The sequence below is a fragment of the Kribbella swartbergensis genome, from assembly GCF_054784135.1.
In genome coordinates, this window is the sequence record NZ_BAAGPM010000018.1 from 306,577 (window position 1) to 327,532 (window position 20,956).

General features: G+C 68.8%; 18 protein-coding genes, 1 other RNA gene and 1 pseudogene. 13 read left to right on the forward strand and 7 right to left on the reverse strand.

Annotation, left to right across the window (positions count from 1 at the left end):
- The first annotated feature begins 10 nt into the window (after nucleotides 1-10).
- The 5 genes from ftsX to ssrA all read left to right on the forward strand — a co-directional run bounded on the left by ftsX (nucleotide 11) and on the right by ssrA (nucleotide 4,339).
- A complete protein-coding gene (gene ftsX / locus ACYVOK_RS16790; RefSeq protein ID WP_460663362.1) occupies nucleotides 11-922 on the forward strand; it encodes a permease-like cell division protein FtsX in 912 nt (303 codons plus the stop codon).
- 87 nt (nucleotides 923-1,009) lie between these two features.
- Nucleotides 1,010-2,440, forward strand: a complete 1,431-nt coding sequence (locus tag ACYVOK_RS16795) for a peptidoglycan DD-metalloendopeptidase family protein (protein ID WP_460663363.1) — start codon at nucleotides 1,010-1,012, stop codon at nucleotides 2,438-2,440.
- Between the two features lie 21 nt (nucleotides 2,441-2,461).
- A complete protein-coding gene (gene smpB / locus ACYVOK_RS16800) occupies nucleotides 2,462-2,935 on the forward strand; it encodes an SsrA-binding protein SmpB (RefSeq protein WP_460663364.1) in 474 nt (157 codons plus the stop codon).
- Nucleotides 2,936-3,184: 249 nt separating this feature from the next.
- Nucleotides 3,185-3,745: a DUF4870 domain-containing protein gene (locus tag ACYVOK_RS16805; RefSeq protein WP_460663365.1), complete on the forward strand. Its 561-nt coding sequence runs from the start codon at nucleotides 3,185-3,187 to the stop codon at nucleotides 3,743-3,745.
- 216 nt (nucleotides 3,746-3,961) lie between these two features.
- Nucleotides 3,962-4,339: a transfer-messenger RNA gene (ssrA, locus tag ACYVOK_RS16810) on the forward strand.
- Between the two features lie 334 nt (nucleotides 4,340-4,673).
- Here the strand turns inward: ssrA and ACYVOK_RS16815 are convergent.
- Nucleotides 4,674-5,636 (reverse strand): hypothetical protein, encoded by a 963-nt coding sequence (locus ACYVOK_RS16815; RefSeq protein ID WP_460663366.1) that lies wholly within the window; start codon nucleotides 5,634-5,636, stop codon nucleotides 4,674-4,676.
- Between the two features lie 346 nt (nucleotides 5,637-5,982).
- Between ACYVOK_RS16815 and ACYVOK_RS16820 the strand changes: the two genes are divergently transcribed.
- Nucleotides 5,983-6,117, forward strand: coding sequence for a hypothetical protein (locus tag ACYVOK_RS16820; RefSeq protein WP_460663367.1), 135 nt, complete (start codon nucleotides 5,983-5,985; stop codon nucleotides 6,115-6,117).
- Between the two features lie 19 nt (nucleotides 6,118-6,136).
- Here ACYVOK_RS16820 and ACYVOK_RS16825 read toward each other — a convergent pair whose 3' ends face one another.
- The 3 genes from ACYVOK_RS16825 to ACYVOK_RS16835 form a co-directional block, all read right to left on the reverse strand.
- The gene (locus ACYVOK_RS16825) at nucleotides 6,137-7,363 is read right to left on the reverse strand and encodes an epoxide hydrolase family protein (RefSeq protein ID WP_460663368.1); all 1,227 of its coding nucleotides are present in this window, start codon (nucleotides 7,361-7,363) and stop codon (nucleotides 6,137-6,139) included.
- 7 nt (nucleotides 7,364-7,370) lie between these two features.
- The gene (locus tag ACYVOK_RS16830; protein WP_460663369.1) at nucleotides 7,371-7,799 is read right to left on the reverse strand and encodes a MarR family transcriptional regulator; all 429 of its coding nucleotides are present in this window, start codon (nucleotides 7,797-7,799) and stop codon (nucleotides 7,371-7,373) included.
- A 433-nt stretch (nucleotides 7,800-8,232) separates the two neighbouring features.
- Nucleotides 8,233-9,015 carry a hypothetical protein gene (locus ACYVOK_RS16835; RefSeq protein WP_460663717.1) on the reverse strand — a complete coding sequence of 261 codons (783 nt, stop codon included), beginning with the start codon at nucleotides 9,013-9,015 and terminating at the stop codon, nucleotides 8,233-8,235.
- Between the two features lie 1,508 nt (nucleotides 9,016-10,523).
- On the opposite strand from ACYVOK_RS16835, the gene ACYVOK_RS16840 reads away from it, so the two are divergent.
- Complete coding sequence (locus ACYVOK_RS16840; protein ID WP_460663718.1) at nucleotides 10,524-10,934, forward strand: hypothetical protein; 411 nt, start codon at nucleotides 10,524-10,526, stop codon at nucleotides 10,932-10,934.
- A 106-nt stretch (nucleotides 10,935-11,040) separates the two neighbouring features.
- On the opposite strand, the pseudogene ACYVOK_RS16845 reads toward ACYVOK_RS16840, so the two are convergent.
- The 3 genes and pseudogenes from ACYVOK_RS16845 to ACYVOK_RS16855 form a co-directional block, all read right to left on the reverse strand.
- Nucleotides 11,041-11,394: pseudogene (locus ACYVOK_RS16845) on the reverse strand (FHA domain-containing protein); the annotation flags it as partial.
- 910 nt (nucleotides 11,395-12,304) lie between these two features.
- The gene (locus ACYVOK_RS16850; RefSeq protein ID WP_460663370.1) at nucleotides 12,305-13,024 is read right to left on the reverse strand and encodes an SRPBCC family protein; all 720 of its coding nucleotides are present in this window, start codon (nucleotides 13,022-13,024) and stop codon (nucleotides 12,305-12,307) included.
- Complete coding sequence (locus ACYVOK_RS16855; RefSeq protein WP_460663371.1) at nucleotides 13,021-13,623, reverse strand: helix-turn-helix domain-containing protein; 603 nt, start codon at nucleotides 13,621-13,623, stop codon at nucleotides 13,021-13,023. The genes ACYVOK_RS16850 and ACYVOK_RS16855 overlap by 4 nt, the downstream gene beginning before the upstream one ends.
- A gap of 159 nt (nucleotides 13,624-13,782) precedes the next feature.
- On the opposite strand from ACYVOK_RS16855, the gene ACYVOK_RS16860 reads away from it, so the two are divergent.
- From ACYVOK_RS16860 to ACYVOK_RS16885, 6 genes are all read left to right on the forward strand, one after another.
- Nucleotides 13,783-14,700: a nucleotidyltransferase domain-containing protein gene (locus ACYVOK_RS16860; protein WP_460663372.1), complete on the forward strand. Its 918-nt coding sequence runs from the start codon at nucleotides 13,783-13,785 to the stop codon at nucleotides 14,698-14,700.
- The gene (locus ACYVOK_RS16865; protein ID WP_460663373.1) at nucleotides 14,693-15,457 is read left to right on the forward strand and encodes a nucleotidyltransferase domain-containing protein; all 765 of its coding nucleotides are present in this window, start codon (nucleotides 14,693-14,695) and stop codon (nucleotides 15,455-15,457) included. Before ACYVOK_RS16860 ends, ACYVOK_RS16865 begins: the two co-directional genes overlap by 8 nt.
- Nucleotides 15,458-15,601: 144 nt before the next feature.
- A complete protein-coding gene (locus tag ACYVOK_RS16870; protein WP_460663374.1) occupies nucleotides 15,602-17,725 on the forward strand; it encodes an alpha-galactosidase in 2,124 nt (707 codons plus the stop codon).
- Nucleotides 17,726-17,760: 35 nt separating this feature from the next.
- Nucleotides 17,761-18,705, forward strand: a complete 945-nt coding sequence (locus tag ACYVOK_RS16875; protein WP_460663375.1) for a carbohydrate ABC transporter permease — start codon at nucleotides 17,761-17,763, stop codon at nucleotides 18,703-18,705.
- The gene (locus tag ACYVOK_RS16880) at nucleotides 18,702-19,583 is read left to right on the forward strand and encodes a carbohydrate ABC transporter permease (protein WP_460663376.1); all 882 of its coding nucleotides are present in this window, start codon (nucleotides 18,702-18,704) and stop codon (nucleotides 19,581-19,583) included. The genes ACYVOK_RS16875 and ACYVOK_RS16880 overlap by 4 nt, the downstream gene beginning before the upstream one ends.
- A gap of 10 nt (nucleotides 19,584-19,593) precedes the next feature.
- The gene (locus ACYVOK_RS16885) at nucleotides 19,594-20,949 is read left to right on the forward strand and encodes an ABC transporter substrate-binding protein (protein WP_460663377.1); all 1,356 of its coding nucleotides are present in this window, start codon (nucleotides 19,594-19,596) and stop codon (nucleotides 20,947-20,949) included.
- Nucleotides 20,950-20,956 lie beyond the last annotated feature (7 nt).

Consider the following 20,956-nt stretch of genomic DNA (forward strand, 5'->3'; position numbering starts at 1 on the left):
CTACTGACTGATGCGCTTGAACTACATCCTCTCCGACCTCGGGATCGGCCTGAAGCGGAACCTGTCGATGACGATCGCGGTCGTCGTCACCATCTGGGTCTCGTTGTCGCTGTTCGGCAGCGCGCTGCTCGCCCGCGAGCAGGTCGAGCTGATGAAGGGCAACTGGTACGACAAGATCCAGATCTCGGTCTTCCTCTGCACCAAGGACTCCGGCGGCCGCGGCTGCTCCGGCGCCGAGGTGACCCAGGAGCAGAAGAACCGGATCCGCCAGGTGATCGAGTCGAACCCGGACACCGCCCCGGACGGCGTCTTCGGCGAGTCGAAGAAGGAAGCGTTCGAGCAGTTCAAGAAGCTGTACAAGGACTCGCCGATCGTCAGCACGGTCACCGAGGACCAGATGCAGGAGTCCTTCCGGGTCAAGCTGAAGGATCCACAGCGGTACCAGAACCTGGTCAGCGCGGTCAGCGGCCTCCCCGGAGTGGACACCGTCCAGGATCTGCGCCAGTACCTGGATCCGTTGTTCAAGGCACTCAACGGCTTGCAAGTCGGAGCGCTGGTCGCCGCGGGACTGCTGCTGGTGGCGGCGCTGATGCAGATCTCGAACACGATCCGATTGGCGGCGTACGCCCGCAGACGTGAGATAGGCATCATGCGGCTGGTCGGCGCGTCGAACTTCTATATCCAGCTGCCGTTCCTGCTCGAAGCGGTCCTGGCAGCACTCATCGGCGCGATCCTTGCCTGCGGCACCTTGTGGGTCGGGGTGTACTTCGTCGTCATGCAGCGGGCCCAGGAGACGTTCCGGGTCTGGCAGTGGGTCGGCGCCACCGAGACCTTCCGGGCCACCCTCATCATGGTCGTGGTCGGACTGGTGCTCGCCGTCGTCCCGACATTCCTGACAACGCGGAAATACCTCAAAGTCTGACCCGGGTGATCTATCGTGCGGTAACAGGAGTAACAGCAATCACTCCTGTACCGCACGACAACTTCACCCAGAGCAAGGGGTCGACCTGTGGTCCCGCACTTCCCCGGTGCGAACCCGCGTCAGCGGGGGAGCATCAAGCGAGACGACAGCACCGGCACCTCCGCCACGCCGCGCCCGCGATCACGCACGAGACCGCCGGGCCGGCAGACGGTCGTCGCCGCCTGCTGCCTTGTCCTGTCCCTGTCCGCCGGTGCCCTGGCGGTGGTCCCGTCCGCGAGTGCGGACCCACCGGATCCAGCGGCCAAGAAGAAGCAACTCGACGCGCAGATCGGCCAGTCCAAGGCCGAGCTCGCCGCCGCGGCCGATCAACTCGGCAAGTCCGTTGCCGCGTACACCGTCGCCGAGGCGAAGTACAAGGCCGTCCAGGCCCGGTACGCCGCAGCACAGGGCAAGCTCGCGGCGGCTAGGGCCGCCGATGCGGTTGCCGCGGGCAAGCTCCGCGCCGCCGAGGCCGCGTTGCGTACGGCGGTCGCCGACGTCGAGGCGGGCGAGAAGCTGATCGCCGAGAAGCGGGCCGTGGCCGGTCGCGCCGTCAGGTCGGCGTACCAGCAGCAGAACAGCCTGGTCGGGCTGTCGATCGCGCTGCGCGGCGCGTCGCCGGCGGACATCGCGACCGGCATGCAGGTCCAGCGCAACGTGTTCGGCATCCAGGGCAACGCGATCACCAGCCTGAACAACGCGCAGGCCCAGCTCGTCAGCAAGCGGGCCAAGGTCGCGGAGGCCGAGAAGGCCGCCGAGACGGCCCGGGCCGAGGCCGCCCGGACCGTGCGGCAGGTGACCGAGCTGACCAAGCAGGTCGCCGCCGACCGGGCCGAGGCCGCGGTGGTCGCGCAGGCGAAGCTGGTCGCCTACAAGGCCGCCGAGAAGGAGAAGGCTTCCGAGCAGGCGCAGTACAACGCGCTGCTCCGGGAGCGGAGCCGGGTCGAGCAGATCCTGATCGCGCGCGCCCGCGCCGAGAAGGCCGCGGCCGCCCGGCGGAAGGCGGCGCGGGAGAAGGCCGAGCGGGAGAAGGCCCGGAAGGAAGGCCGCCCGCCGCGGCCGGTGCCGGACGACCGGGAGGACAACGGCCGGCTGAGCTACCCCCTCAACACCTACATCACGTCGCCGTACGGGATGCGGTTCCACCCGGTCCTGCACTACTGGAAGCTGCACGACGGGACCGACTTCGGCGGCGCCTGCGGTACGCCGATCCGCGCGGCGGCCGGCGGCGTCGTCACCGACCGGTACTACAACGGCGGTTACGGGAACCGGCTGTTCATCTCGCACGGGGTGATCGACGGCTCCTCCATCACCACCGTCTACAACCACCTGTCCCGCTACAAGGCCAGGGTCGGCGAGCGGGTCAGCCGTGGCGAGATCATCGGGTACGTCGGCACCACCGGGTACTCCACCGGCTGCCACCTCCACTTCATGGTCTACCAGGACGGCCGGGTGGTTAATCCGATGAAGTGGTTGTGAGCGATCTGGGATACTGGCTGGATGGTGAAAGAGACCGGTCGGAAGCCGATCGCGCAGAACCGTAAGGCGCGGCACGACTACCACATCGAGGACGTGGTGGAGGCCGGACTCGTGCTGACCGGGACCGAGGTGAAGTCCCTGCGGCAGGGTCGGGCCTCCCTCGTCGACGCGTTCGCGGCGATCCGCGGCAACGAACTGTGGCTGCAGGGGATGCACATCCCCGAGTACAAGCACGGCACCTGGACCAACCACGAGCCGCGCCGCACCCGCAAGCTCCTCCTGCACAAGGACGAGATGCAGAAGCTGATCCGCGCCGTCGAGCAGCAGGGGGTCTCGCTGATCCCGCTGTCCCTCTACTTCAAGGACGGCTACGCCAAGGTCGAACTCGCCACCGGCCGGGGCAAGAAGGACTACGACAAGCGCCACGCCCTCGCCGAACGCCAGGCGAACCGCGAGGCCCAGCGAGCCCTCACGGACCGCACCCGCCGACGCTGAGCCCTGCCCTGTGGATAACTCCACGGGCGGGCCGGCGAAAACGGATACGCTCAAGCAGGAAGAACAGGGGGCGGGGCGGCGCCGAGGCACATGCCGTGTCGTACCGGAGTCGCGGCTGGGGTCCGGTCAGGGCGGGGCGGCCCCGCGGCACATGCCATGTCGTACCGGAGTCGGGGCTGGGGTCCGGTCAGGGGCGGGTCGGGGCTGCACCCGATGGGGTGAGCGGCTCGCGGCGCGCACAGTGGATGCATGTCCACTTCAGACCTGCTGGTGACGCCGGCCCAACGGGACCGCGCCGTCGAGATCCTGAAAGAAATGTACGCCGACGGCCGGCTGGACCACTTCGAGTTCGACACCCGGCTGGAGCTGGCTCTCAAGGCACGCACCCGGGCCGAGCTGAACAGCACGTTCGACGGCCTGGTCGCCCGCCCGGTCCCGACGTACGCACCGGCAGCCTTCACCCGGCCGACCCAGGTGCAGCGGTACAACGGCGACGGGCGCGGGATGGGAACGGTCGCCCACTGGCTCGGGTACCCGACCTTCTTCGTCGGCCCGGCGATCGTGGTCGCGACGGCCGGCCAGAAGAACCCGGCGGTGCGCAAGCACGCGGTCGAGGCGCTGAACTTCCAGCTGAGCGCGTTCGGGGCGTTCGCGCTGCTGGGGATCATGACCGGGGTGACCGAGGGGTTCACCGCGTTCCTCTTCCCGCTGCTCGGTCTCCTCTGGTTCGTCCTGACCGGCATCGGCGGCCTGGCCACCGCGGTCGGCTCGAACTTCCGCTACCCGTTCACTCTGCGCTTGATCAAGTAACTTTGGGTAGTTGGCCTCGGCCGCCGTACGGCGGTCTGCCGGCGGGAATCCTCGGGTTGAGCGGGTCCTTGTGGTCGACGTACTGCTCGAGCGGCGAGCCGCCGTACCGGATTCGTGGGCGGACACGGGAATCCCAGGTGCGGGTGGGTTGTTGTGCTTGATAGTGTGGATCTTCCACCGGCCCTTCGGGGATGGTGGGAGTTTGACAACTCAACAGGGGGTGAACGGTTTCGACTTTGGACGTTAGTTCCAAGGGAAGCGGGCCGAGGATCCAGGGTTATCTCGTTAACGATCTCTGGAAACCAATAACTGCCAACGCTAAGCGCAGTAGCTTCGCTCTCGCCGCCTGACGGCCTGAGCATCTAAAGAAGCGGTCAGCCCGGGGACGCTCCCGCCCCGGTTCCTGGCCTCAGCTAGGGAGCTTGCTGCACTAGCCCGGTCACGGGGCTGGTGTGGGACATTTACAGTGACTGAGCCTGTCAGCGACGTGTCTGTGAGAGCGCTGGGGCTGAGAAAAGCGACTAACAGACTGCGCCCGGAGAAGCCTTGAAGCAACGCTGAAGGACGCGGGTTCGATTCCCGCCACCTCCACCCCTCGAGAAGTGCCTGGTCAGAGCAATATCGACCAGGCACTTCGTCGTTTCACGACCCGCGTCGAACGCCTCCGCGCCTACGCCGCCACCTCACGACCACCGTGCGCTGTCACTCCGAGCAGCAGCCCGCCGCGGTCTCCGCACCCGTCCCAGAGCCCAGACGCCGCGCCGCGCCGCGCCGAATCCGCCGGGTCTTACTCCTGATTCCCTCATGGGGTACGACCCGAGCGGTCTGCACGTCAGCTGCTGCTGCCGAAGACAACCGGGGACGCCGCGGTCGCGGCGTCCCCGGTTGGGTGGGTCTTGCGTTTAGCTGGCGGTTGAAACCGCTGAGGTTACTCGCCGACCAGCTGGTCGTAGTGCGTGGTGAGCGAGACGTGGTTGACGCCGTTGAAGACGGCCGGGATCTTGCCGTATGACGTGATCGCGGTCGCGGTGCCGTTCGCCTTGCTCATCGCGTACTGGTAGCCGGCCTGGGTGTTGTGGTCGACAGCGACGACCAGGGAGCCGCCGCGGGTGCCGCAGCCCTGGACGACCAGGGACTCGTAGGCGGCCCAGCCGGTGCTGCGGATCAGCTTGACGACCGGCTTGGCGGTCGCGGTGACCGGGATCCGGATGGTGTAGAGCGCGCCGGCGTTGGTGGTCATCAGCAGCGTGTCGTAGGTCGCGGTCTCGCTGATGACGGTCATCGCCTTGAAGCCGCGGAACCCGGGGAAGTAGCCGAGCGACCGGAAGCCGCCGCTGACCTGGGCGTAGCGGTACAGGTTGCCGTTGGTGTTCAGGCCGTACAGGTACGCGTGCCGGGGCTGCGCGACGCTGTAGTTGGACGTGGCGATCGACTTGAAGCTGGTCCAGCCCGACCCGATCCGCTTGAAGGTCGGCACCGGCGGACGGTCCTCCGGGAGGTACGTCGTGTGCCGGTAGAGGTTGCCGGCCTGCAGGAACAGGCCGTAGAAGTAGAACTGGGTGGCGGTGGCATTGGTGGCCGCGTACCAGGTCGCGTTGGCGCGGGTGCCGACATACTTGAACGGCTCGTACACCTCCGCCCGCGGCGGCCTGGCCGCGGTGACGTCCGTCGACTCCAGGGTGGCCGCGGCCGTGGGCGACCCGACCGAGCTGATGCACGGCGATCCCACCGCAGTGGCGTTCATCGACTGTGGCTTGAGCGTGTCGGCGACCTTCGCCGACAAGGACGGCTTCGGGTCGGCCTGACCGGTGGCGACGGCCGGTGCGGACGCGGCGGTGGCGGCGAGCATGCCTACGCCCGCGATCGCGAGCGCGAGGCGCTGCAGTTTCATCAAGGGGTCCCCCTCCAGGGCACAAAGTGATCTCGGTCGACCCGAGACCGGCACACTCTAACGGTGATCACCGACATCTGGGTGACTTTTTCGCTCACCGCCGAAACGGAGTCGCCACACCGCTGCTGCCGCGCGCTGTCGGTGCGGTGAGTGGCGGTCCCAGCACGCTGCGCTGCCGCTGTACTTGTTGCCTACGACACCTTTCGACCAAAATCGAAAGATTTGACAGACGTCCCAACCCGCCCGCAACGCGCGCCCCGGCCCGGAACTTGTCCGACACGGCGCCGTACGTCGGCTTCTGTCGTTGGACGATCTCGTCCTCGAGAGAGGCGCTCGATGAAATCCCGTGCAGCAAGGGGCGGAGGACTTCGACGTTGCCCTCGGCAAACTCGGCGCGCCCTTCGACATCACCCTCGAGGAGGTCGCCGTCGAGACCTACCTCCCTGCGGACAGACGGACCGCCGAATCCTTCAGACGGTGAGCAGGATGCCGCTGCGGACTCACAGGTCGGGTTTCCGCGGCTGCGGGCGTTGGGGGCGGAAGGTGCGGCGGAGGTCGTCGGTCCACTCGGTGGGGAGTTCCCAGGGGATGAAGTGGCCGCCGCGGGGGTGGGCGGTGATGTTGACGTGGTTGTACCAGGGTGCGCGGTCGCTGGCGAGGAAGTGCTGGACGCGTTCCTCGGGAGTGCTGACGCCGGGCGGGTTCTCATAGCCGACGAAGGTGATGCCGGTCGGCGCCTCGATGACAGGCGTCCGGTCGTGTGACGGCGTCCACGGGTAGCGGTTGTTGTTGGCGTACGTCCGGATCGACGTGTCGATCGCATTACCCGCCCAGTAGATCGTGGCATGCGTGAGTACGTCGTCCTTGCTGAAGACGTCTCCGTCCGACCACTTCGACCACCGCTCGAGCAACCAGGCGAGCATTCCCGCCGGCGAATCGGCCAGGCCGAAGCCGAGGGTGCTCGGGTCGAGAACGTGCGTCGCGAGGTGGGAGGCGAACCGCCGGTCCAGTTCGATGATCCTGGCGTGCACGTCCGGCGGCAGGTCCGGTGGCAGCGGGTTGCCGCCGGAGAAATCCCAGGCCCGGTCGCCGTTGAAGAACGTCAGCTTCAGGCCCGAACCGATGTGGATCCCGTAGAGCTCGTCGGCGTACTTGTGCCCGAGTTGCCCGGCGACGAGCGCGCCGACGTCACAGCCGCCGACGGCGTACCGCTCGTACCCGAGAACGCCGGTCATCAACTCGTGCCAGACGTCGGCCATCTTCCAGAAGTTCATGTCCGGGTGGTTCACCAGCGGCGTGGAGAACCCGAACCCGGGCAGCGACGGCACGATCACGTCGAACGCGTCGGCCGGGTCACCGCCGTACGCCGCCGGATCGGCAAGCGGATCGATCACCTTCGACCAGTGCCAGAACGTCCACGGCCAGCCATGACTCAGGATCAACGGGATCGGATCCGGCCCGACACCGGCCTTGCGCATGAAATGCACGGGTACGCCGCCTACGTCGACCCGGTACTGCTCGTACTCGTTCATCGCCCGCTCGGCCGCGCGCCAGTCGTACCCGTCGGCCCAGTACTCCACGAGTTCCTGCAGGTCGGTACGACGTACGCCGTAGAAGCCGTCGTCGTTCCCCGCGTCGAGCGGCCACTTGGTTGCCCTCAGCCGGCGGCGCAGGTCGTCGAGCACCTCGTCGGGGACGTGGATCGGAGTCTGTTCCAGACTGTTCATAGTTGCCTCATGCCGTTTCTGTGGCGATCTCGGTCAGGCGGGTCAGGACGTGCATCGAGTTGGCCAGGACGGCGCGTTCGTCGTCGGTCAGCCGGTCCACCAGCTCGGTCAGCCTCGCGACGCGGTTCGCGTGCCGGGAACGGACGATCTCGCGGCCCTCGCGGGTGAGGGACAGCAGGATCGCGCGGCCGTCGCTCGGGTCCGGCCGGCGCTTGATCAGCCCGTCCTGCTCGAGTTTCGCGACCAGGCTGGTCAACGCGGGCTGCTTGAGTTGCTCGGTTTTGAGGAGATCGGTCAGCCGCATCGGGCCGCCGCGGTCCAGCGTGTGCAGCACCGACAGCGTCGAGAAGTTGAACCTCCGCACAGACGGCAACCGGATGAAGATCGTGTTGAAGTCCTCGATCACCGTCGTCAGTCGATCCACGTCCAGCGTCACGGCGCAACTATATCAATTTTCGATGTAACCCGGCACATGGGCGGTCGTATGTCGGTCGTCAGTTGCTGAGGGTGATGCGGGGGGAGGTGTGGCGTCGGGGGCGGTGTAGGTGGTGGCACCGGGCCGGGGTGGTTATTGCTGAGGGGATGCCGGGGAACCGTGTAGGGGGTGGTGCCGGGGGACCATGTGGGTGGTGGCGCCGGGCCGGGGTGGTTAGTTGCTGAGGGGATGCCGGGGAACCGTGTAGGGGGGTGGTGCCGGGGGCGGTGTAGGTGGTGGCGCCGGGCCGGGGTGGTTAGTTGCTGAGGGATGCCGGGAGACCGTTAGGGGGTGGTGCCGGGGGACCATGTGGGTGGTGGTGCCGGGCCGGGGCGGTCTGTTGGCTGAGGGTGATGCCGAGGGTGGTGCAGGTGTGGGTGCGGGGCCGGGGTGGTTAGTTGCTGAGGGCGATGCCGGGGACCGTGAAGGTGGTGGCTCCGGACTTCAGGGTGAGGGTCGCGGCGGTGAGGCCTTCGGGGAGGTGGCCCTTGAAGGTGATGGTGCCGCGCACGACGTCGCCCGGGCCGACCGAGCCGGGCCACTGACTGCGGAAGCCGTCGGCCGTCAAAGAGTTGCCGTCGGCACCGGTGAAGGCGCTGTCCTCGATCGAGAGGGACAGCGGCTGGTCGCCACGGTTGCTGGCGGCAACCTCGACCCTGGTGAAGTGGCTGGTGTACGTGACGTTCTCGACGGTGAGGGTCAGACCGGCGCCGGTCCTGGCGACGGGTTTGACCAAACGGTCCTCGCCTGACTCCTTGCCGGTGATGTAGCCGGCGGCATACTCGACCCCCGCGGTGAGCGCGAACCCGCCGACGCCGACGCCGACCAGTACGGCGACGATCGCAACGACGACCGGCACGTCGAGGCGGCCGCGGGCCGGCCGTTCCCCCGCGGAAACCGCGTCGAGGCGGCCGCGCGTGGGCCGTTCTTCCGCGGAGCCTGCGTGGACGCGGCCGCGGGCGGGCCGTTCTTCCGCGGAGACTGCGTCGAGGCGGCTGCCGGCGGGCCCTTCTTCCGGTGAGACGGCGTCGAGGAGGGCGACGACCATGGCCGCGATCAGCGCGATCGCCGGTGGAACCAGCCAACGCAGCGGCCCGCCGACACCGTCGGAGAGGAACGTCGCGACCAGATTGATGACCAGCCCGAGCCCGAGCACGCCGCCCCCCACAAGCAGCACCCGCCCAAGCCGCACCAACCCAACCGCATCCCCATCACCCGCACCGGCCCCCGCCAGCCCCCGCGCTCCCCGCTCAGACGCCCGCGATCCGCCTTCCGAGGCCCACGATCCGCCCTCCGGCGCCCGCCGCACCCGTCCCGCGACGCCCCCATCGGCCGAATCCACCTGCTGCGGCCCGCTCTCCGACGCCCGGGATCCGCCCTCCGACTCCCGCCGAACCCATCCGGCGGCACCCCCATCGGCCGAATCCACCTGCCGCGTCCCACGCTCCGAGGCCCGGTGGACCTGCCCCGATTCCCACGGTCTTTGCTCTGGATCCAGCAGTCCTCGCTCGGATTCCCACGGTCCCTGCCCCGGCTCCCACGGCCCATGCTCCGACTCGCGTCGTACCCGCTCTGCCGCGTGTCCGTCGGCAGCTTCCGGCTCCCACGGTCCTCGGTCCGGCTCCCACGGTGCCTGCTCCGGGTCGCGTCGTACTCGCTCTGCCGCGTGTCCGTCGGCAGCTTCCGCCTTCCACGGTCCTCGGTCCGGCTCCCACGGTGCCTGCCCCGGCTCGCGTCGTACCTGCTCTGCCGCGTGTCCGTTGGTCGAGTCGGGTTGCCACGGTGCCTGCTCCGGGTCGCGTCGTACTTGGTTTGCCGCGTCTCCGTCGGATGGGGTGGGCGCCGGCTCCGGTTCCTTCGGGCGGCGCTTCGACTTTCGTCGTACGCGGTCCGGCTTGCGGCGGGACTGCTCCGGTTGGTCGGTGGTTGGGGTGGGTGGTTGTTGCGGTTCGAAGGCGGAGTCCGGCCAGCCGGCTGACTCGGACCAGTTGGCCTGGCCGCCTTCCGGCTGCGTCAACGCGGGCCGATTCGTCTCCGACCACGGCGACCGCGCCGGCTCCGGATTGTCCGCCGACGGATAAGCAGCCCACGCCGCCCCCGCCGACTCACCCGCCGGGCGGTCGTCGTCCGACCCCACCCAACCAACCCGATCCCCATCAACCCAAGCGCCACGCCCGTCACCAGGCCCACCCGCGTCCGCCTGCCCGGCGCCGGGCTCACCCCGCCCGCCTTCCCGGAACGGGCTATCGCCCTGGAAGTCTCCCGCCCCTGCGTCACCCGCTCGCGGGTAGTCGGCGCCGGGCGCCCCTCGACCGCCTTCGCGGAATGGGCTGTCGCCCTGGAAGTCTTCTGCTCCTGTGGCTCGGCTACGGGCGTCCGGTTGGTCGGCGTCGCGCGTGCCACGGCCGCCTGGGCGGAATGGGCTGTCGCTTGGGACATCCCCGGTGCCACCAACCGACGAGACCTGAGCTCGCACGTCGGGCTCGCCGAACCCGGCCTGCATTGGCGTCCTGTGGCCGCCGATCTGGTCAGCCTGAGCCCGTGAGTCGACCGGCTCGTGCGAGCTGGCCGGAGAGTGCGCTCCTGGCGCTTCCCATGGGTCTGCGCTCTGCGGGCGGGCTTCGGGTGGCGTTCCGGGCGTACCGCCTGGTCCGAACTGGGCCGGGGGAGTAGGCGCCGGGCTCGGTGCCGCAGGTGTGGGTGACGGGCCGCCGGCCGCAAGACCTGCCGCGGCCACCGCATCCGCCGCTCGGGCCGCAGCACCAGCCTCACCCGCGGCTCTGGCTGCGGCACCAGCCTCACCCGCGGCTCTGGCTGCGGCACCAGTTCCGCCCGTGGGTCCGGCTGCGGCACCAGCCCCGCCCGTGGCTCCCGCCGCGGAACCGGGTCCGCCCGCGGCTCCGGCCGCACCTCCAGCTCCACCTGCGGCTGCGGCTGCGGCACCAGTTCCGCCCGGGGCTCCGGCTGCGGCACCAGCCCCGCCCGTGGCTCCCGCCGCGGAACCGGGCCCGCCCGCGGCTCCGGCCGCACCTCCAGCTCCACCCGCGGCTGCGGCTGCGGCACCAGGCCCACCCGGGGCTCCGGCTGCGGCGCTAGGCCCGCCCGCGGCGCGAGCTCCACCCGGGACGCCTGCGGTACCGCTGGCTGCCTGGGTGGCGGCTGTGGGATCGGGTGCGGCGGCTGAGGTGCGTTCGTGGAAGGTCAGGACTGAGCGGCCGATGTGGATGCGGTCGTTGTGGGTGAGGGGAGTGGGGGCGGTGAGGCGGCGGCCGTTGAGGGCGGTGCCGTTGCGGGACTCGTCGACCAGGGTCCACGTCGTACCCGTGCGGTTGAGCCGGGCGTGGATGCGGGAGATCTGGTCGTCCGACGGCAGCCTGATGTCGGCGTTGGAGCCGCGGCCGATGGTGATCGTGTCGCCGTCGGCAGGCAGCGTCCACCGCTGCGAACCGAGCGACAGCGCGAATTCGGTCTCCACTAACACCCCACCCGGCAGCCAACCCGTCTGCGCGATTCTGCCTGCCCGACCCGCACCTGGTCCAGAGCGCCCCGCTCCCATGAGTCTCGTCACATTTGATCAGACCGTGCGGCACCCCGTACGGCGACCTCCTGAGCGGACTTAGCCGCTGAGTTTCAGGGGCGCCGGGGGATTCCCACCACGGCTTCCAGTGCGCGTCGAGCGAGTCGCCCTCGACGTCGCCGTACAGGCGCCAGGTACGGCGAGCTCCGGAGTGGGCTCAGCCTCTGAGGTTCGGGGCGCTGGGTAGCGGGATTCCCACCACGGCTGCCCGCGGTCGTCGAGCGAGTCGCGGTCGGCGTCGCCGTACAGGCGCCACGTACGGCGACCTCGCGAGCGGGCTTAGCCGCTGAGGTTCAGGGGCGTCGGGTAGTGGGATTCCCACCAGGGCTTCCAGCGGGTGTGGAGCGAGTCGCGGTCGACGTCGACGTACGGGCGCCAGGTACGGCGACCTCGCGAGCGGGCTTAGCCGTCGAGGTTCAGGGGTGCCGTAGCGGGACTCCCGCGACGGCTTCCAGCGGGTGTCGAGCGAGTCGCGGTCGACGTCGCCGTACAGGCGCCACGTACGGCGACCTCCGGAGCGGGCTCAGCCGCTGAGGTTCAGGGGCGCTGGGTAGCGGGATTCCCACCAGGGCTCCCCGCGGGTGTCGAGCGAGTCGCGGACGACCTCGCCCTACAGGCACCCCGTACGGCGACCTCCCGAGAGGCTCAGCCGTCCAGGTTCAGGGGTGGCGGTAGTGGGATTCCCACGATGGCTTCCAGCGGGTGTCGAGCGAGTCGCGGTCCATCTCGCCGTACAGGCGCCACGTACGGCGACCTCGCGAGCGGGCTTAGCCGCTGAGGTTCAGGGCGTCGGGTAGTGGGATTCCCACCAGGGCTTCCAGCGGGTGTCGAGCGGGTCGCGGTCGACGTCGCCGTACGGGCGCCAGATACGGCGGCCTGCTGAGCGGGCTTAGCCGCTGAGGTTCAGGGGCGTCGGGTAGCGGGATTCCCACCAGGGCTTCCAGCGGGTGTCGAGCGAGTTGCGGTCGGCGTCGCCGTAGAGGGTGAGGATCGCCATCGACGCGCCTTCCGGCTTCTTGTCCGACGGCGGGACGTGGCTGAGGATGAGCAGCCCGTTGCCCCAGGCTTCGACGGTGAGACCGACCTGATGCTCGGACGTGAACCACACCTGCCCTTTGACCGGCTCACCGATCAGCTCCAGCGCGTACGGCGTGCCGGCAGGCTGCACCTGGATGCCCAGCTCCGCGATCGGCGACCGATCGCCGGTGCCCGAGTAGAACAGCGTTCGCCGCGGCTCGCCCGGGTGGTTCTCCACCGCGAACCGCAGTTGATGCAGGAAGGTGATCCAACCCTCGGTGACGTCGTCGTAGTACGCGTCCCACTCGGGGTTGTCGCCGTACGCCGCCCTGGTCAGCGTGATCCGGGTTCCGCCCTCGACCGGCTCGACGACGAACCGGTCGCCGTCCCCGAGGACGAGCGTCCCGCTCTCGGCGTCGGCATCGACCTGGGTGAAGTAGATCAGGTCGATCTCCTCGTCCAGCCCGCCCTCGGCGCCCTCGTACTCCCAGCCGTGCCAGTGCCGGATCTTCTCCTTGTCGCGCAGGGCGTCCCACACCGCCTCGACCGGCGCGGCCACGGTCACCACGATCCGCGGTCTGTCCTGACTCATGCCTTTCCTCCCCTGTCTTCGGTACGGCGTTCCGCGTCTTCGGTACGGCGGGACGCCGGGTGACCGCCCGCGATCAGCCGGTACGGACGGCCGCCGTCGGTGTCGAACTCCTCGACCGTCCGCCGGATCGCCTCGGTCAGCGCGTCGGTGAAGCGATGGACGTCGCCCGGCTCGGCGAACCGCACCTCCGCCTCGACCGTGAAGGTGAGCAGTCGCTTGCCCGCGGCATCGGCCTTGGCCTGCATCCGGGCCACGTCCCGAACGGTGCCGGCGGCAACTTCCACCAGGTGCTCGGCGGCGTACTGGTCCTGGATCGAGGCGAACGCGCTGCCCATCACCGCCGGGTCGACCACCAGGGTCGCCGCGGAGGCGCGCAGGATCCGCTCGGTGAACCCGCGTCGCTGCCGTTCCTCGACCAGCTCGACGAGTCCGGCCTTCTCCAGTTCGCGCAGGTGGTAGTTCACCCGCTGCCTGGGCAGCTCGAGCGCGGCCGCGAGCTGGGTAGCCGACGACGGCTCCCGGAGCAGGTCGAGCAACTGCCGCCGGATCGGCGACAACGCCAACCGGACCTTCTCGGGCTCCTCTACGTATCCCAGCACGCCACCAGACTCTACTTGACAGAAAAATTTGTCAATAGGCAGGATCGGCAGCAGAGGCGGGACGGCGCCGGGCAGGCTCGGCCCGTGCCGGCCGGTGCGATTGTGACGGGCCGGGCGACCGCCACCCCGGCGGACCCCAGTGGTGAAACCATGGGCGCCATGTCCGTCCGAGGGCCGCAGTTGCCGGTGGGAACCCAGGTGGTGATCCGCGTCGCCGCGCCCGACCACCACGGCGGTACGGCGCAACGCGGAGCGACCGGCCGGGTCGCCGGCGTGACCCCGGACGGCCGCTACACGGTCCGGCTCGGAGACGGCCGGGAGACGACGGCCCGGCGCGACCAGCTCAGCCTGCGTACGGCGTACCAGGACGAAGCGATCGAGTTGGACCAACCCGACGCCGACCGCCTCGTCCTCGAGCACACCATCTACGCCGCGGTGGTCGGGTCGAGGGCGTTCGGCCTCGACACCGACGCCTCGGACACCGATACGCGCGGCGTTTATGTCGCGCCGACCGAGTCCTTCTGGTCGCTGGCCAAGCCGCCGGCCCATGTTGACGGTCCGGAGCCGGAGTGGTTCTCGTGGGAGGTCGAGCGATTCTGCGAACTCGCGCTGAAGGCCAATCCGAACCTTCTCGAGGTGCTCCACTCGCCGCTCGTGGTCCGGCAGACCCCGCTCGGGGAGGAACTGGTCGGACTGCGCGAAGCCTTCCTCTCCCAGCTGGCCTACCAGACGTACTCCGGCTACGTCCTCAGCCAGTTCAAGAAGCTGGAGACGGACTTCCGGCGCGACGGCGCGCCGAAGTGGAAGCACGTCATGCACCTCATCCGGCTGTTGCTCGGGGCCCGCAGTCTGTTGCTGGAGGCAAAGCTCGTCGTTGACGTCGGCCCCCATCGGGACCGGCTGCTCGCGGTCAAGCGGGGTGAGCTGGCGTGGGACGAGGTGGAGCGCTGGCGGCTCGGTCTGCACGAGGAGCTCGACATCGCCTTGCAGAGAACGGTTCTCCCGGCGACACCGGATGTCGCCCGGGTGGACGCGTGGCTCAGGTCGGTTCGGAAGAGGAGCATCGGTGATGCGTGACATGCGGCAGCTCGACTACGCCGAGCTGCGCGACATCATGGGTGAGCAGCCGTACCGCTTGCTCTTCGCAACAGTCTCGGGCGCCCACCTGTACGGCTTCCCGTCGCGCGACTCCGACGTGGATCTGCGCGGTGTGCACGTCCTTCCCGCGGCCGAGGTGGTCGGCCTGCGGACCGGACCGGAGACGCTCGACCGGACGTGGTTCGAGAACGACGCCGAGGTTGATCTGGTCACCCACGATTTGGCCAAGTTCGTCCGGCTGATGCTCCGCCGGAACGGCTACGTGCTGGAGCAGGTGCTCTCGCCGCTTGTTGTCGTCAGTACGCCGGAGCACGAAGAGCTGGTCGCGTTGGCCGCGGACTGCGTCACCAGGTGGCACGCCCACCACTACCGCGGCTTCGCGAACACACAGTGGGACTTCTTCGTGAAGAACCAGCAGTTGAAGCCGCTGCTCTACACGTTACGGGTCCTGCTCACCGGCATCCACCTGATGCGCACGGGCGTGGTCCAGGCGGATCTGCGTGAGCTCGTCCAGGAGCATGCCGAGGCGCCGGCCTACCTGCCAGAGCTGATGGCGGCGAAGGCCGAGGCCGAGCATGGGGCGCTGGTCGGACCGTCGGGGGAGCGGATCGCCGAGGACGTCGACCGGCTGCGCGCCGCTCTCGACGAGGCGGAGGCGGTCACCGACCTTCCCGAGCGGCCGGTCGCCGAGCCGGCGCTGAACGACCTTCTGATCCGGGTCCGCCTCGACGGCTGAGCCCCGGAGAGCGGTTGCAGGGGTGCTGTGCCGGACGCTGCCCACGCTTAGGCTACTTACTTAACTTCGTGAAGCATTGACAACTGGCCTGACGAGGTAAATAGTTCCGTCCTGAAATCAATCAGAAAGCAGAGTGAATCAACAGTGTCGAACATCGAGGTGCTGCAGCTCCGGGCCGCCGGGGTCAGTCTGGTGCTGGACTGCTCTGGTCCCGCCCTTCCGTCCGTCCTGCACTGGGGCCAGGACCTGGGCGAGCTGACCGGGAAAGCTCTGCTGGAACTGAGGCGTGGTGCCGGCGCGGTCCAGGCCGGCAACGGTCTCGACGACAACCAGCCGGTCGCGATCGTGCCGGAGTACGCGACCGGCTGGTTCGGGCTGCCGGGCCTGAGCGGCCACCGTGACGGCAGGGACTTCTCCGCGAGCTTCCGGTTGAGCAGCGTCGCCCAGACCGGCAACACCGTGCAGGTCGACGCCGAGGACAGCTACGCGGCTCTGAAGCTCCGCCTCGTCATCGAGCTGACCGACACCGGCCTGGTCCGGGCCAAGGCGGACCTGACCAACACCGGCGAGACGCCGTACACGGTGGACGGCTTGGTGCTCGCGCTGCCGGTCCCGACCGAGGCGACCGAGTTGCTCGACATGACCGGACGGCACATCGGTGAGCGGCACCCGCAGCGGCACGCGTTCACGCAGGGCGCGCACATCCGCGACAACCGCCGCGGCCGCACCGGCGCCGACGCCACTCTGCTGCTGATCGCCGGCACGCCGGGCTTCGGCTTCGGCACCGGCGAGGTCTGGGGCGTGCACACCGCCTGGAGCGGCAACCACCGGTCGTACGCCGAGCGCGGGATGAGCGGGTACGGCGTCATCGGCGGCGGCGAACTCCTCCTGCCCGGCGAGGGTCGCCTCGAGTCCGAGGGCGCCTACAGCACGCCGTGGATCTACGGCTCGTACGGCGTCGGCCTCGACCAGCTGTCGGCCCGTTTCCACGAGTACCTCCGGGCCCGGGACAACCACCCGAAGACCGAGCGTCCCGTCGTACTGAACACCTGGGAAGCGGTGTACTTCGACCTCGACCTGGACAAGCTGAAGGCGCTCGCGGACGCGGCCGCCGAGGTCGGGGCCGAGCGGTTCGTGCTGGACGACGGCTGGTTCCGCGGCCGGCGTGACGATCACGCGGGGCTCGGCGACTGGTACGTCGACGAGGGCATCTGGCCGAAGGGCCTGCACCCGCTGGTCGACCACGTGAAGGGCCTCGGCCTGCAGTTCGGGCTCTGGGTGGAGCCGGAGATGGTGAACCCGGACTCCGACCTGGCCCGGGAGCACCCCGACTGGATCCTTGCCGCCGGCAACCGGATGCCGCCGACCGCGCGGCATCAGCAGGGCCTCAACCTCGGCGTCCCGGCGGCGTACGACTACATCCTCGAGCGGCTCGACGCGCTGCTGAACGAGTACGACATCTCGTACCTGAAGTGGGACCACAACCGGGACTTCGTCGACGGCGGCAACCAGCTGACCGGGACGGCGGGCATCCACGCGCAGACGCTGGCCGTGTACCGGCTGATCGACGAGCTCAAGCGGCGGCACCCCGGCCTGGAGATCGAGTCCTGCTCGTCCGGCGGCGCCCGGGTCGACCTGGGCATCCTGGAGCGCACGGACCGGGTCTGGGGCAGCGACAGCAACGACGCATTGGAGCGGCAGAAGATTCAGCGCTACACCCAGCTGCTGCTGCCGCCGGAACTCATCGGCAGCCACGTCGGCCCGCCGCGGGCGCACACCACCGGCCGCACCCAGACGTTGTCGTTCCGCGCGATCACCGCGCTGTTCGGCCACTTCGGCATCGAGTGGGACATCGCCTCGGCCTCGCCTGAGGAGCGCAAGGAACTGGCCGGCTGGGTCGCCCTGCACAAGGAGCTGCGGCCGCTGCTGCACACCGGCCGGGTGGTCCGCGCCGACCGCGGCCCGGACGACTTCCTGCTGCACGGCGTGGTCGCGCAGGACGGTTCGCGCGCCGTGTACGCGGCTGTCCAGCTCACCCAGTCGATCACCTCGGCCGTCGGCCGGGTCCGGCTGGCCGGTCTCGACCCGGCCCGCACCTACCGGGTGAACAAGACGGCGACACCCGCTCCGGAGTCGCGTGCCGCGTCCTGGTGGACCGATGGTGGTCCGGTGGAGTTGAACGGTGCGACCCTCGCCGCGGTCGGGGTGCAGATCCCCGTGCAGTGGCCCGAGAGCGCGATGTTGCTGGATGTGATCGCGATCGACTAGCCCGAGTCGATCGCCGACAGACAAGGAGATCCCCCGTGACCGCGACCACCAACGCACCACCCGACACCAGACGAGATCGCGGGGACGTGGCTTCGCCGCCGGCCAGGCGGCGAAGCCTCGGGGACCTGAAGGTGGCGATGATCTTCCTGGCCCCGGCCACCCTCGGCTTCGTGGTGTTCTACATCTGGCCGACCCTGCGCGGTGCCTACCTGAGCTTCACCGAGTACAGCCTGCTGTCCGCGCCCGACTTCAACGGCCTGGCCAACTACGAGCGGATGGTGCAGGACAGCTTCTTCTGGAACGCGCTGGTGGTCACGGTCGAGTACGTCGTGATCAACATCGGCGTGCAGACGATCCTGGCGGTCGGCATCGCGATGCTGATGTACCGGCTGACCCAGTCGATCACGGTCCGGGCGGTGGTGCTGCTGCCGTACCTGGTCGCGAACGTCGTCGTGGCGCTGGTCTGGTACTGGATGCTCGACTTCCAGGTCGGCATCGTGAACCAGGGGCTCACCTTCCTGGGGATCGACCCGGTCGCCTTCTTCGGCGAGTCCCAGTGGGCGATCCCGACCATCGCCGGGATCAACGTCTGGCGGCACATGGGCTACACCGCGCTGCTGGTGTTCGCCGGGCTGCAGATGATCCCGAGGTACGTGTACGAGGCCGCCGAGGTGGACGGCTCCACCGAGTGGAAGACGTTCTGGCGGATCACGCTGCCGCTGCTGCGGCCCGTTCTGGTGATGGTCCTGGTGGTCACCATGATCGGGTCGTTCCAGATCTTCGACACCGTCGCGGTCACCACCCAGGGCGGGCCGATCAACGCCTCCCGGGTGATCTACTTCTACATCTACGAGCGGGCGTTCACCCGGTTCGACTTCGGCTACGCGTCCGCGATGGCGATGGTGCTGTTCGCCATCCTCGCGCTGGTCTCGCTGCTGCAGCTGCGGCTGCTCCGGGCCAAGGAGAGTGATCTGGCATGACCGGGCGAATCAACGTCGGCCGCACCATCGCGTGGGCGTGCCTGATCGTGCTGATGCTGGTCACCCTGTTCCCGTTCTACTGGATGCTGCGTACGGCGCTGGCCGACAACACCCAGTTGGCCGGCCACCCGAACTCGTTGCTCCCGGTGGAGACCACGCTCGGCGCGTTCAAGCGGGTGCTCGGGCTGTCCACGATCGAGGAGGCCCAGGCCCAGGGCGGTTCCGGTGCCTCGGTGAACTTCTGGCTGTACCTGCGCAACTCGCTGGTCGTGGCAACGGTCACGACGGTGTGCCAGGTGTTCTTCAGCGCGATGGCGGCGTACGCGTTCGCCCGGCTGCGCTGGCCCGGCCGGGACAAGGTGTTCGCGCTGTTCCTGGCCGCGCTGATGGTGCCGCCGATCTTCACCACCCTGCCGAACTTCGTGCTGATCAAGAACCTCGGGCTGCTGAACAGCTTCGCCGGCATCATCCTGCCCGGGGCGTTCATGACGCCGTTCGCGATCTTCTTCCTGCGCCAGTTCTTCCTCGGCATCAACCGGGAACTCGAGGAGGCGGCGATGATCGACGGTGCCGGGCACCGGAAGATCTTCTTCGGCCTGATCATCCCGATGAGCGCCGCACCGATCACCACGCTGGCGATCCTGACCTACATCAACTCCTGGAACGACTACTTCTGGCCGTTGCTGGTCGGCCAGCAGGAGAACGTCCGGGTGCTGACCGTCGCCCTCGGTGTGTTCCGCTCGCAGACCCCGCAGGGCGGACCGGACTGGGCCGGGCTGATGGCGGCCACCCTGGTCGCGGCACTGCCGATGATCATCCTGTTCGTCGCCTTCGCCAAGAAGATCACCAACTCCATCGGTTTCTCCGGGATCAAGTGAGGTGCCCCCGATGACGATGACGAGACGCACCCTGCTCAAGGCAGGCCTGGCCGGACTCGCGGCCTCCGCGGTGGCCGGCTGCAACAACGGCGCGGCCTCCCGCGCCGACGGCGAGGTCATCTACTGGCTGTGGGACTCCGCCCAGCTGCCGATGTACACCGAGTGCGCCAAGGTGTTCCACGAGCAGAACCCGCAGTACAGCGTGAAGATCGAGCAGTACGGCTGGAACGACTACTGGAACAAGCTGGTCACCGGATTCATCTCCGACACCGCGCCGGACGTGTTCACCTCGCACTCGGCGAAGTACCCGCTGTTCGCGGACAAGGGACAGGTGCTGGCGATCGACGAGTACGTCGCCAAGGACAACGTCGACCTGAGCATCTACCAGAAGGGCCTGGCCGACCGCTGGATCGGTGCCGACGGCAAGCGGTACGGCCTGCCGAAGGACTGGGACACCGAGGTGTACTTCTACAACAGCGCCCTCACCGAGGCGGCCGGGATCAGCACCGAGCAGATGAACTCGATGACCTGGAACCCGCGCGACGGCGGCACGTTCGAGCAGATCGTCCGCCGGCTGACGGTCGACGCGAAGGGCCGGCGCGGCGACCAGCCCGGCTTCGACAAGGACAACGTGAAGGTCTACGGCCTCGGGTACGGCGACGCCGGTGGAGCCGACGGGCAGACCAGCTGGAGCTGGTACGCCGCGATCAACGGCTGGAAGTACTCCGAGGGTGAACCGTGGGGGACGAAGTTCTTCTACGGTGATCCGAAGTTCACCGAGACCATCGCCTGGTGGCGCGGCCTCATCACCAAGGGGTACATGCCGACGTACGCACAGGCGAAGTCCGGTGTCGACGTCACCACCAGCTTCGGTGCGGGCAAGTACGGGATCACCCCGAACGGCTCCTGGATGCTCGGCACGTACGCCGGGCTGAAGCAGGTGAAGACCAAGCTGGCCCGGCTGCCGATCGGCCCGATCGGGAAGCGGATGTCGATGATGAACGGGCTCGCGGACACGATCTGGGCGGGCACCACCCGCCGGGAGGCGTCCTGGGCCTGGGTGAAGTTCCTCGGCTCGAAGACCGCGCAGGACATCGTCGCCAAGGCGGGCGTGGTGTTCCCGGCGGTGACCGCGAGCATGCCGGCCGCGAAGGCGGCGTTCGCGGCCGACGGCTGGGACGTCACGCCGTTCCTGGAACCGGTCGAGGCGGGTGACGTCTTCCCGTACCCGGCCAACCCGAACGCGGCGGACGTGTCCGCGGTGATGGTGCCGGCGATGGACGCGGTGATGTCGTTCGAGGCCGAACCGACTTCGCTGGCGGAGGCCAACGACGAGGTGAACAAGATTCTCTCGGCGAACGCCTGAGGGTTTC

What these genes read in the sequence shown, in the direction of transcription:
- ftsX (WP_460663362.1), top strand. Translation starts at nt 11, where the DNA reads ATGCGCTTGAACTACATCCTCTCCGACCTCGGGATCGGCCTGAAGCGG.
- ACYVOK_RS16885 (WP_460663377.1), top strand. Translation starts at nt 19,594, where the DNA reads ATGACGATGACGAGACGCACCCTGCTCAAGGCAGGCCTGGCCGGACTC.
- ACYVOK_RS16825 (WP_460663368.1), bottom strand. Translation starts at nt 7,363, where the DNA reads ATGAACAGTCTGGAACAGACTCCGATCCACGTCCCCGACGAGGTGCTC.
- ACYVOK_RS16805 (WP_460663365.1), top strand. Translation starts at nt 3,185, where the DNA reads ATGTCCACTTCAGACCTGCTGGTGACGCCGGCCCAACGGGACCGCGCC.
- smpB (WP_460663364.1), top strand. Translation starts at nt 2,462, where the DNA reads ATGGTGAAAGAGACCGGTCGGAAGCCGATCGCGCAGAACCGTAAGGCG.
- ACYVOK_RS16865 (WP_460663373.1), top strand. Translation starts at nt 14,693, where the DNA reads ATGCGTGACATGCGGCAGCTCGACTACGCCGAGCTGCGCGACATCATG.
- ACYVOK_RS16850 (WP_460663370.1), bottom strand. Translation starts at nt 13,024, where the DNA reads ATGAGTCAGGACAGACCGCGGATCGTGGTGACCGTGGCCGCGCCGGTC.
- ACYVOK_RS16880 (WP_460663376.1), top strand. Translation starts at nt 18,702, where the DNA reads ATGACCGGGCGAATCAACGTCGGCCGCACCATCGCGTGGGCGTGCCTG.
- ACYVOK_RS16815 (WP_460663366.1), bottom strand. Translation starts at nt 5,636, where the DNA reads ATGAAACTGCAGCGCCTCGCGCTCGCGATCGCGGGCGTAGGCATGCTC.
- ACYVOK_RS16860 (WP_460663372.1), top strand. Translation starts at nt 13,783, where the DNA reads ATGTCCGTCCGAGGGCCGCAGTTGCCGGTGGGAACCCAGGTGGTGATC.